Annotated in this window: 8 protein-coding genes; 4 read left to right on the top strand and 4 right to left on the bottom strand. The window is 45.3% G+C overall.

Annotation, left to right across the window (positions count from 1 at the left end):
- Positions 1-152: 152 nt before the first annotated feature.
- A complete protein-coding gene (gene mdh, locus ABIE50_RS31060) occupies positions 153-1,094 on the bottom strand; it encodes a malate dehydrogenase (RefSeq protein ID WP_142686002.1) in 942 nt (313 codons plus the stop codon).
- 98 nt (positions 1,095-1,192) lie between these two features.
- A complete protein-coding gene (locus ABIE50_RS31055; protein WP_209862957.1) occupies positions 1,193-1,648 on the bottom strand; it encodes a peroxiredoxin family protein in 456 nt (151 codons plus the stop codon).
- 238 nt (positions 1,649-1,886) lie between these two features.
- On the opposite strand from ABIE50_RS31055, the gene efp reads away from it, so the two are divergent.
- The 3 genes from efp (at position 1,887) to accC (ending at position 4,520) form a co-directional block, all read left to right on the top strand.
- Positions 1,887-2,453, top strand: a complete 567-nt coding sequence (efp, locus tag ABIE50_RS31050) for an elongation factor P (RefSeq protein WP_142686004.1) — start codon at positions 1,887-1,889, stop codon at positions 2,451-2,453.
- A gap of 134 nt (positions 2,454-2,587) precedes the next feature.
- Positions 2,588-3,070: an acetyl-CoA carboxylase biotin carboxyl carrier protein gene (gene accB / locus ABIE50_RS31045; RefSeq protein ID WP_142686005.1), complete on the top strand. Its 483-nt coding sequence runs from the start codon at positions 2,588-2,590 to the stop codon at positions 3,068-3,070.
- A 112-nt stretch (positions 3,071-3,182) separates the two neighbouring features.
- A complete protein-coding gene (gene accC / locus ABIE50_RS31040) occupies positions 3,183-4,520 on the top strand; it encodes an acetyl-CoA carboxylase biotin carboxylase subunit (RefSeq protein WP_142686006.1) in 1,338 nt (445 codons plus the stop codon).
- Between the two features lie 136 nt (positions 4,521-4,656).
- Here accC and ABIE50_RS31035 read toward each other — a convergent pair whose 3' ends face one another.
- A complete protein-coding gene (locus ABIE50_RS31035; protein WP_209862954.1) occupies positions 4,657-6,846 on the bottom strand; it encodes a glutamine synthetase III family protein in 2,190 nt (729 codons plus the stop codon).
- A gap of 289 nt (positions 6,847-7,135) precedes the next feature.
- On the opposite strand from ABIE50_RS31035, the gene purL reads away from it, so the two are divergent.
- Positions 7,136-9,361 carry a phosphoribosylformylglycinamidine synthase subunit PurL gene (gene purL / locus ABIE50_RS31030; protein WP_209862951.1) on the top strand — a complete coding sequence of 742 codons (2,226 nt, stop codon included), beginning with the start codon at positions 7,136-7,138 and terminating at the stop codon, positions 9,359-9,361.
- Between the two features lie 770 nt (positions 9,362-10,131).
- Here the strand turns inward: purL and ABIE50_RS31025 are convergent.
- Complete coding sequence (locus ABIE50_RS31025; RefSeq protein WP_142686018.1) at positions 10,132-11,373, bottom strand: aminotransferase class I/II-fold pyridoxal phosphate-dependent enzyme; 1,242 nt, start codon at positions 11,371-11,373, stop codon at positions 10,132-10,134.
- Between the last annotated feature and the right edge of the window lie 44 nt (positions 11,374-11,417).

Raw genomic sequence — 11,417 nt, 5'->3', positions numbered from 1 at the left:
GGAATTTTTTTAAATGATTAAGGGAGATAGAAGCGAATATCCACTTCTATCTCCCTTAATCATTTAAAAATCAAATATAATCCAATCAGAATAATCACGGTTAATCAGTCTAATCCTGCTCCAAGACAATTTCCATCGCCCGAAGGCGATCGCTATGCGGTGGCAGACTGCATTTTGTCCAGCACGTCCATTACTTCTTTCACGTGTTGTGCGGAGGTATTCAGTAATTCTTTTTCAGCATCATTGAGCTGCAGTTCGATGATCTTCTCAATACCTTTCTTACCCAATACTACGGGTACGCCCAGGTAAATATCTTTCAGCCCGTATTGGCCGGTAAGCCATGCGCAAACGGGGAAAATGCGTTTTTCATCTTTTACAATAGCTTCCACCATCTGGGCAGCTGCGGCGCCCGGGGCATACCAGGCGGAAGTGCCAAGCAGGTTCACGATTTCACCGCCACCTACTTTGGTACGCTGGATAATAGCTTCCAGCTTGTCGTTGGCTACCAGCTCTGTTACAGGGATACCGCTAACGGTGGTATAACGCGGCAGGGGAACCATGGTATCGCCATGGCCACCCATGAGGATAGCCTGGATATCTTTTGGTGAGCAGCCTATTTCATCGGCCAGGAAAGCGCGGTAGCGGGCGGTATCAAGGATGCCGGCCATACCAAATACTTTGCTGCTGTCCTTTTTAGCCGTGAGGTAGCTGCAATAGGTCATTACATCCAGCGGATTGCTTACAATGATGATGATGGCATCCGGAGAATGTTTTGTAATATTTTCGGTAACCGATTTCACAATATTGGCATTGGTAGAGATCAGGTCGTCCCTGCTCATGCCTGGTTTACGGGGAAGCCCGGAAGTGATCACCACCACATCGCTGTTCGCGGTTTTGGTGTAATCGTTGGTCACCCCTGTAATTTTGGTGCTGTAATAATCAATGGGAGCCTGTTGCCATGTATCCAGCGCCTTACCTTCAGCCGTTCCTTCTTTAATATCCAATAAAACCACCTCCTGCAGAAAATCTCTGTGGGCCAGTACATTGGCACACGTTGCGCCTACATTCCCGGCTCCTACTACTGTAACTTTCATTTTGTCTTTAGCTTTAAAAGTGAAGAATGAATGTGATTAAACAAATGTAATGATTCGGCACTACAATAATCCGCTGGCAGCTACATTTTCACAAAGCATTATTTGTTGAGGTAAAACAGCAGTGAATCAAGTTTTGCTGTTCCTTCAAAACCCTTTACAAACTGTTGTTTCTTATTATATATATACAGGCCAGGGAAGTAATGAAGGTCATAAAAATACATGATCTGGCGGGTGGGCTCACTGGCCATGATAATGTTGGGATAGTTCTGGATCTTGTAATGATCGTAGTACTCTTTCATCTGCTCCACTTTAAAGGGAGTTACCATTACGATCTGTGTTTTTTTGAACTTGTCTATATTTTTTAGCATTTCCTCGGTGAGGTGTTTGCAGTGATCACAGTCAACGCTGAAAACGAAGAGCATAGTCTTCTCATTTCTTTTCAGGTCGTTTTTGGTAATTGTATGACCATCGGCAAGACTGAGCGGGAAAGCAGGGATGACAGGGTATTGTAAATAAGGTGGTTTGGTGCTGGTATTAGCGGGCGTCTGGGCCATCAAAAACACGGGAAAACAGCTTAAAATAACTAAAAACACGTAGCGCATACTTATAAAAGTTTCTTGATTTGAGTTTAAAAATACCGGATAAATGTCATTATTTGAATAAAAAAGACGAAAATTGAGCCGAAAAGGGACTAATCTCTCTAATTTTGGGAATTAGTTGCTTGTTCATATGCGAAAATTTTTACTTTTGCAATCCGTATAAATTTTTAACTTAAAATCAAGTAACCTATTTATGGCTACCACCGCAGATATCAGAACAGGATTAATCATCAAACTGGATAACAGTTTGTATTCTGTTGTAGAGTTTGGTCAGAATAAAACCGCCCGTGCAGCCGCAAAGGTTTGGGCTAAATTGAAGGGCGTTGACAATAGCCGTTCTATTGAGCACACCTGGAACTCAGGTGATACTATCTTTCCTATCCGTATTGAAAAGAAGGCTTTTCAGTATTTATATAAAGATGATACCGGCTACAACTTCATGGACAATGAAACATTTGAGCAGATCGCTATGCCGGAAACAGCTATCGATGCACCTCAGTTCCTGAAAGAAGGCCAGGAAGTAAGTGTACAGATCAACACAGAAACAGATCAGTACATGGCGGTTGAATTACCCGATAAAATTGTGGTGCAGGTAACTTACTCCGAGCCCGGGGTAAAAGGCGATACGGCAACCCGTACCCTGAAACCTGCTACCGTTGAAACCGGCGCCACTGTTATGGTTCCGCTGTTTGTAGACGAGGGTGAACTGATCCGTGTGAACACCAAGAATGGTGAATACATTGAAAGAGTAAAAGCATAAAGCATTTCTGAAATACTGGTTTTCGGAGAATAGGAATTTTGTTTCCGAAGGGAGATCTTTCTGAAACAAAGTTCCTGAATGCGTTAAAAAGTATTTGTCATATTCTATATATTTCTAAACCAAAAACTGTCTACATGGACTTTAAACAGATTCAGGAACTGGTAAAAATGATCAACAAATCAAATATCAGTGAACTGAGCATTGAACAGGACAAGTTTAAGATTACAATAAAGCAGAAGGATAATGAAGTTCAGCAGGTAATCGCCGTTCCTGCACCCGTGGCGCCTGTACAGGCAGTAGCCGCTGTAGCTCCTGCAGCAGCTCCGTCCACCGCAGCACCCGTGGCTGCCGCACCTGCTGCTCCTGCCAAAGCAGATAACCTGGTAACCATCAAATCTCCCATGATCGGTACCTTCTACCGCAGCGCCGGCCCAGATAAAGCACCATTCGTAAATGTTGGTGACGAAGTTGCTCCGGGTAAAGTGGTATGCATCATCGAAGCAATGAAGTTATTCAACGAAATAGAGAGTGAAGTGAGCGGGAAAATCGTAAAAGTACTGGTAGACGACGCTTCTCCGGTAGAATATGATCAACCTTTATTTTTAGTTGAACCGTAATAATAGCCTTTACCGTTAGCCTTTAGCTTTCAGTCTTACCCATGGTAGTGCACTGATGGCTAAAGGCTAACCGCTAAAAGCTAACAGCTATTATTAACTTATAAGGAAAACAATGTTCAAAAAAATATTGATTGCCAACCGTGGTGAAATTGCCCTCCGGATTATCCGTACCTGTAAGGAAATGGGTATTAAAACGGTAGCAGTTTATTCAACGGCAGATAAAGACAGCCTGCATGTGAAGTTTGCCGATGAAGCAGTTTGCATAGGTAAGCCACAAAGCTCGGAGTCTTATCTGAACATCCCTCACCTGATGGCTGCTGCAGAAATCACCAATGCAGATGCTATCCACCCTGGTTATGGATTCCTGGCTGAGAATGCCCGGTTTGCCGAAATCTGTGGTGAACATGGCATTAAGTTTATCGGCCCCACCCCGGATATGATCCGCAAAATGGGTGATAAGATGACTGCCAAGGAAACTATGATTGCCGCCGGTGTACCGGTTATTCCTGGTTCAGAGGGCCTGCTCCAGAGCGTGGAAGAAGCAAAATCCATCGCAAAAAGCATGGGTCTTCCGGTGATCATCAAAGCTACTGCCGGTGGCGGTGGTAAAGGTATGCGTGTGGTATGGGAAGAAAGCGAGATCGAGAATGCTTATAACATGGCTAAAAATGAAGCCCGTGCTTCCTTCAGTAACGACGGTATTTACATGGAGAAATTCGTGGAAGAGCCCCGTCATATTGAAATCCAGGTAGCGGGCGACCAATACGGCAAAGTGTGCCACCTCAGTGAAAGGGACTGCTCTATCCAGCGCCGTCACCAGAAACTGGTGGAAGAATCACCTTCCCCGTTCATGACACCTGAACTGCGTGAGAAAATGGGCGATGCCGCTATCAGGGCTGCCAGCGCTATCAACTACGAGAGCGTGGGTACTATCGAGTTCCTGGTAGACAAGCACCGCAACTTCTACTTCATGGAAATGAACACCCGTATCCAGGTAGAGCACGGGGTTACAGAAGAAGTGATCAACTTCGACCTGGTAAAGGAACAGATTAAAATTGCTGCAGGCATTCCCATCTCCGGAAAAAATTATACGCCACAGATGCACGCCATCGAGTGCCGTATCAACGCCGAAGATCCCTACAACGATTTCCGTCCTTCCCCCGGTAAGATCACTACCCTGCATATTCCCGGCGGTCATGGCGTGAGAGTGGATTCTCACATTTATGCCGGTTATGTAATCCCGCCCTACTATGATTCCATGGTAGCAAAGATCATCACCATGGCGCAAACACGCGAAGAAGCGATCAACACTATGGAACGCGCATTGAGCGAGTTTGTAATTGAAGGCGTGAAAACAACGATTCCTTTCCACCAGCAGCTGATGCGTGATGAGAACTTCCGTAAAGGAAACTTTACCACCAAGTTCACAGAAACATTTAAGCTGGTATAACGGTAACGGATATACTATTGAAAGTCCTCCTGATCTGATCAGGAGGACTTTTTTATTAATACGGATTACAGGTAAAAAAAACAAAGCCCCGGATGAAGATCCGGGGCTAATCATACACCAAAACAATCTTACGGTTTTATCGCAAGAAAAGCAGCTCTCTGTATTTAGGCAGTGCCCATTTTTTGTCGTCCACCAGGAACTCCAGTTTATCGGAGTGGTAGCGGATAACATCAAAGTACGGCTTAATTTTTTCACAGTAGTCAATCGCCTTCTGACGGCTGTCGGTAAGCTTGTTAGCTACCTTACGGGCCTCAATCATAGCCTGTACATTCTCACTGATTACGTTAATATGTTCAGCTATTTTACCAGCAATTTGTTTTTGAGCTTTTACAGATTCCTCACCCAGGCCAATTCCTTTCAGACCGTTGATATTGGCTACGAGATCGTTCAGGTAGCTGATAGCAGACGGGAGGATGGTGTTGGTAGCGAGGTCGCCGATAACGCGGGCTTCGATCTGCACTTTCTTCACATAATCTTCCAGCAGTATTTCGTGGCGTGCGTGCAGTTCTTTTTCGTTGTAAACGCCGGTTTCAGCATAGAGTTTGGTTGCTTTTGGCGTAACCATTGCATCCAGTGCCTTAGGAGTGGTTTTTACATTTGGTAAACCTCTTCTTTCAGCTTCTTTTTCCCATTCTTCGCTGTATCCGTCGCCTTCGAACAGTATTTTTTCCGAATCTACAATATATTTCCGAAGAGTTTGCATAATCGCAATCTCTTTTTTCTCGCCTTTTTCGATCAGTGCATCTACTTCGGCTTTGAAGTCAACCAGGGTTTTAGCCATGATTGTATTCAGAACGGTCATTGCAGAAGCACAGTTGGCAGAAGAACCTACCGCGCGGAATTCGAACTTGTTGCCGGTGAAAGCAAAAGGAGAAGTACGGTTACGGTCGGTGTTATCCAGCAACAGTTCCGGAATATGACGGTGCAGATCCAGTTTCAGGATAGCTTCATCCTGTTCGTCGAACTTGTTGTTTACACGGTTTTTAACTTCCTGCAGTACATCAAAGAGGTATTTACCGGTAAATACGGAGATGATAGCAGGAGGTGCTTCGTTTGCGCCCAGACGGAAGTCGTTGCTTGGAGAAGCAATAGCAGCTCTCATCAGGTCGGCGTAGTCATGCACCGCTTTAATGGTGTTCACAAAGAAAGTGAGGAACATCAGGTTGGTCTTCGGAGTTTTACCGGGAGCCAGCAGGTTTACACCGGTATCGGTGGACATGCTCCAGTTGTTGTGTTTACCGGAACCGTTGATGCCTGCAAAAGGTTTCTCGTGCAGTAACACTTTCAGTTTGTGACGTTTTGCCACTTTATTCATTACATCCATCAGCAGGGAGTTGTGGTCTACTGCGATGTTTATTTCTTCAAATATTGGAGCGCACTCGAACTGGGAAGGAGCTACCTCGTTGTGGCGGGTTCTTAAAGGAATACCCAGTTTGTAGCATTCTACTTCGAAATCGCGCATGTAAGCATAAGCGCGCTCAGGAATGGCGCCGAAGTAGTGGTCTTCCAGCTGCTGTCCTTTGGAAGGAGCATGACCTACTACGGTACGGCCTGTCATGATCAGATCCGGACGGGCGTTAGCCATAGTTTCATCTACCAGGAAGTATTCCTGTTCCCAACCCAGGGTACCGGTTACTTTGGTAACGTTCTTATCGAAATAGTTACATACGTCTACTGCAGCTTTATCCATAGCAGCCAGCGCTTTCAGCAGCGGCGCCTTGTAATCCAGGGATTCGCCGGTGTAGGCAACAAAGATGGTAGGGATGCAAAGTGTTTTACCATAATTCTGCTCCAGGATGAAAGCAGGAGAGGAAGGATCCCAGGCAGTGTAGCCACGGGCTTCGAAGGTAGCTCTCAGGCCGCCGTTAGGGAAGCTGGAGGCATCTGGTTCCTGTTGTACCAGTGCGTCGCCATCAAATGTTTCCAGTGCAGTACCATCACCTTTCAAAGTGAAAAATGAGTCGTGCTTCTCTGCGGTTGTGCCGGTCAGTGGCTGAAACCAGTGTGTGTAGTGTGTTACACCTTTTTTCATTGCCCATGCCTTCATGCCGGAAGCGATCTGCTCGGACATCTTACGTTCCAGCTTGGTGCCATTTTTAACAGAGTTCATCAGGCTCTTATAAGCCTCATCGCTCAGATATTCCCGAACAACTTTACCAGAGAAAACATTGCTGCCAAATACTTCGGTAATTTTACCGTTATGTTCGGTGAGAGTGGAGTCTACGCCAGCTAATCCTTCCAGCGCTTTGAAACGTAACGATGTCATGCTGTAAATTATTTTACACAAAAGAACGCATACATCGCTATAAATACAAATAAATTGTTCATTTTAACTGAAAAATTACATTTAGCTATTTAAAACGGCCATTTTTTTATCATTTCATTAAATATTCGGAGTGGATAGACTTCAAATTGATGAATTTAAAAATAAATAATATGATAGCGGGCAGCAAAGAAACAGCAGAAAAGCCACCAGAGGGTTCTCTTGGCATTTGAAGGAAAATCATTTACTTTTGCGACTTCTTTTAAACATCTCGTTTTTTATACTTAAATACATGCAAACCACCGTAGAAATTGCTGAACAGCTAGGACTTACCGCTGACGAGTTTGAACGAATTAAATCTATTTTAGGCCGTATCCCCAATTTTACAGAATTAAGTATGTACTCTGTAATGTGGAGTGAGCACTGCTCTTATAAAAACTCAATTGTCTGGCTGAAGTCTCTGCCCCGCGAAGGCGACAGGCTCCTGGTTAAAGCAGGAGAAGAAAATGCCGGTCTGGTAGATATAGGTGATGGCTACGCGGTGGTATTTAAAATAGAATCGCATAATCACCCCTCCGCTATTGAGCCGTTCCAGGGAGCTGCTACCGGCGTAGGTGGTATTCATCGCGATATCTTTACAATGGGCGCCCGCCCTATTGCTGCGCTGAACTCCCTGCGCTTCGGTAATATTCATGATCAGAAAACACAACACCTGGTAAAAGGTATTGTACATGGTATAGGCCACTATGGTAACTGCTTTGGCGTTCCGACCGTAGGCGGCGAAACTTATTTTGAAGACTGCTACGGTACCAACCCGCTGGTAAACGCCTTTAGCGCAGGTATCGTAAAAGTTGGCCAAACCGTTTCCGCTACTTCCTATGGTGAAGGCAACCCCGTTTTCATTGTAGGCTCCGCTACCGGTAAAGATGGGATCGGCGGCGCTTCCTTTGCTTCTGCAAACATTACGGAAGACAGCGTGGAAGATTTACCTGCCGTTCAGGTAGGAGATCCTTTCCAGGAAAAGAAACTGCTGGAAGCCTGCCTTGAAATCATCAAAACAAATGCTATTATCGGTATGCAGGATATGGGCGCTGCCGGCATTACCTGCTCCACTGCTGAAATGAGCGCGAAAGGCGAGCATGGTATGAACATCTGGCTGGATAAGGTACCTACCCGCCAGAAAGATATGAAAGCATGGGAAATGCTGCTGAGCGAAAGCCAGGAGCGTATGCTGATTGTAGTAAAGAAAGGAGAGGAAAAACCAGTGCTGGATATTTTTGAGAAATGGGACCTGCACTGCGTTCAGATCGGTGAAGTAACGAAAGATAAAAACCTGAGGTTTTATATGAACGGCGAACTGGAAGCAGATGTTCCTGCTGAAAGTTTGGTACTGGGTGGCGGCGCTCCGCAATATCACCGCGCTTATACAGAACCTGCTTATTTCGCTAAAATAAAAGCATTCGATATCCAGAATATTCCTGATACAGAACATCCGCGTTTTGTGGCAGAAAGAATGGTGGCATTGCCTAACATTGCCTCCAAACGCTGGATCTACAACCAGTACGACAGCATGGTAGGTACAGCAAACGCCAGCACCAATGCGCCAAGCGATGCTGCCATTGTATTGGTGAAGCCTACCAAAAAAGCGCTGGCTATGACCACCGACTGTAACGGCCGTTACGTATTTGCCGATCCTCATAAGGGCGGACAGATCGCTGTAGCGGAAGCTGCACGTAACATCGTTTGCTCCGGTGGCGAACCAGTGGCAATCACCAACTGCCTGAACTTCGGCAATCCTTACGATCCGGAAGTTTACTACCAGTTTGTACACGCTGTACAGGGAATGGGTGAAGCCTGCCGTAAATTCAATACGCCTGTTACCGGTGGTAATGTGAGTTTCTATAACCAGTCGCCCGACGGCCCGGTTTACCCAACGCCAACCATTGGTATGGTAGGTATCCTGGATACGCTGGATCAGCGCATCACGCTTAACTTCAAAGAAGAAGGCGACCTGGTATACCTGGTAGGCCGCCCCCGTAACGATATTAACAGCTCTGAATACCTGCACAAGATCATCGGTATAGAATACAGCCCTGCACCGCACTTCAACCTCGATGAGGAACTGCACCTGCAACAGGCCATCACTAAGCTGAACAAAGCCAAGCTGATCCAGTCTGCTCACGATGTAAGCGATGGAGGTTTATTTGTTACGCTGCTGGAAAGCGCCATGCCTTCAGGTTTAGGCTTTGAACTGACGCTCAACAACAAGTTCCGTAAAGATGCCTACCTGTTTGGTGAAAGCCAGAGCCGTGTAGTGGTAACCGTTAAACCCGCTGATAAAGAGAAGTTCGAGGCCCTGTTACATGGCCTGGTAGATGCTTCAGATAATTCTGTACGCTACGAGAAGCTCGGTGTGGTAACCGGTGAAACCATTAAAGTGAACGGGGAAGACTGGGGCAAGGTAAGCACCTGGAAAAAAACATATGATACCGCTATTGAAGAGCATCTGAAGAAATAATCTTCCGCTTTTCATTAACATAAAAAAATGGTTCGCATAATTTATGCGAACCATTTTTTTATGTCAACAACGCCGCTAAGCAAACCACCCGGCAGGATTCAGTAAAAACAACTTTGTTACGGTAATTAAGGCGATTGTAGCCCCGGTTCTGCCATTTAACAGGGCCAAAGTGCAGGTTCATGGTACGGACGCTTAAACAGGCTGTATTTGAATATATTTTGCCGGCATTAACGAAAGTGCTATGCCTGCTCTTTACTGCAATGGTATTGCAAAGGTTCAGTATGTATTGTTTCCGGTATAAAAATATAACGGGTGAGCAGGAAAATCCTTATACAGACCGGGAGATTATTGAACAGAACGGTTATCCTGGTGATTTATCGCAGCAGTATAGAAGCTTTAACAAGCCATTAACAAAATCCCACGGACGTGTTATAATTTTTGCTGAAATCTACCCTATTTTTGAATAGTATCAATGAGGAAAAAAACCGAATTAAGATAAAACTTATTTATAAGATACTTGGAATCACTTGGTTATTCCAATTTCTATGAAAGCCAATTGTTCTCTACCATGTCCTGATGAAATCTAATGAAAAATTACACCTAGTGAAAGAACGATTTGAAGTAAAGGGCTGAGTAACATCAGCCCTTTTTGTTTTACCCGATTTGCCGTACCTTCTCAGCTATGACCCCTCTGGCCTTTTCCCATTTTTAATAGAAAAGCCTTCCTGAAAAGCAGGAAGGCTTTAATTTTATATGATAAAATGTGTCAGTTATACCATTGGAATTTCGGCAACCTGGTACACTTTTTCATCGAGTTTTGCTTTGGTTTCGCTAAACGCTTTCAGGGTGAGCTCAATATCTTCATCGCTGTGTGCAGCGGTTGGGATCAGGCGGTAAATGATCTGTCCTTTTGGAATAACAGGGTATACCACGATAGAACAGAAGATGTTGTAGTTTTCACGCAGATCCAGGCACATTGCCGTAGCCTCAGGAATATCGCCCTGGAGGTAGATAGGCGTTACCGGGGAATTGGTTCTGCCGATATTAAATCCGCGCTCTTTCAGGCCATTCTGCAGTTTATTCACATTATCCCACAGCTTCGCTTTCATTTCAGGATGCTGGCGCATCAGCTGTACCCTTTTCAGGTGGCCGATTACGATAGGTAAGGGGATGGATTTTGCGAATATCTGGGAGCGCATGTTATAGCGCAGGTAATTAATGATCTGTTTTTCTCCGCTGATGAAAGCGCCGATGGAAGCGCCGGATTTTGCAAAGGTATTGAACAGCAGGTCAATTTTATCCTGAACGCCCTGTTCTTCGCCGGTACCGGCGCCGGTTTTACCCATTGTTCCAAAGCCGTGGGCATCATCTACCAGCAGGCGGAACTCATATTTATCTTTAAATGCAGCGATCTCTTTCAGTTTACCCTGGTCGCCGGCCATACCAAACACGCCTTCAGTAACCACCAGTATGCCACCACCCTGTGTTTTAGCCAGTTCAGTAGCACGTTTCATCTGCTTGTCAAAATCTTCCATGTCGTTATGCTTGAATACATAACGCTTGCCGGGGTGCAGACGCAATCCATCCAGGATACTGGCATGGCACTCTGCATCGTATACAATTACATCCCTGCGGCCTACTACAGCATCAATAGCACTCATGATGCCCTGGTAACCATAGTTCAGTAAAGTAGTTGCTTCTTTACCCATGTAGTCGGACAACTCATTCTCCAGCTGCTCATGGTAGTTGGTATTTCCGCTCATCATACGCGCTCCCATCGGAGAAGCCATTCCAAAGTCTGCAGCAGCTTTGGCGTCGGTAGCACGCACTTCCGGATGGTTGGCTAAACCCAGGTAGTTGTTCAGGCTCCAGACAATCTTTTCATTTCCCCGGAATTTCATGCGGGGGCCTATTTCCCCTTCCAGTTTAGGAAAGGCAAAATAGCCATGGGCTCTGTCTGAATGCTCCCCGATAGGGCCCAGATGTTTCAGCAGTTTCTCGAAAATATCCATACGGTATATTATGTAATGGTTAATTCATTCCATTTAAAATGGAC

This window comes from Chitinophaga sp. OAE865, assembly GCF_040546735.1.
In the GTDB taxonomy this organism is placed as follows: domain Bacteria; phylum Bacteroidota; class Bacteroidia; order Chitinophagales; family Chitinophagaceae; genus Chitinophaga; species Chitinophaga polysaccharea_A.
This window is presented reverse-complemented; position numbering and strand designations above follow the sequence as displayed.

Excerpts from the sequence above, each read along its gene's own strand:
- ABIE50_RS31025 (WP_142686018.1), bottom strand. The coding sequence starts at position 11,373 with ATGGATATTTTCGAGAAACTGCTGAAACATCTGGGCCCTATCGGGGAG.
- efp (WP_142686004.1), top strand. The coding sequence starts at position 1,887 with ATGGCTACCACCGCAGATATCAGAACAGGATTAATCATCAAACTGGAT.
- ABIE50_RS31055 (WP_209862957.1), bottom strand. The coding sequence starts at position 1,648 with ATGGCCCAGACGCCCGCTAATACCAGCACCAAACCACCTTATTTACAA.
- purL (WP_209862951.1), top strand. The coding sequence starts at position 7,136 with ATGCAAACCACCGTAGAAATTGCTGAACAGCTAGGACTTACCGCTGAC.
- ABIE50_RS31035 (WP_209862954.1), bottom strand. The coding sequence starts at position 6,846 with ATGACATCGTTACGTTTCAAAGCGCTGGAAGGATTAGCTGGCGTAGAC.
- mdh (WP_142686002.1), bottom strand. The coding sequence starts at position 1,094 with ATGAAAGTTACAGTAGTAGGAGCCGGGAATGTAGGCGCAACGTGTGCC.
- accC (WP_142686006.1), top strand. The coding sequence starts at position 3,183 with ATGTTCAAAAAAATATTGATTGCCAACCGTGGTGAAATTGCCCTCCGG.
- accB (WP_142686005.1), top strand. The coding sequence starts at position 2,588 with ATGGACTTTAAACAGATTCAGGAACTGGTAAAAATGATCAACAAATCA.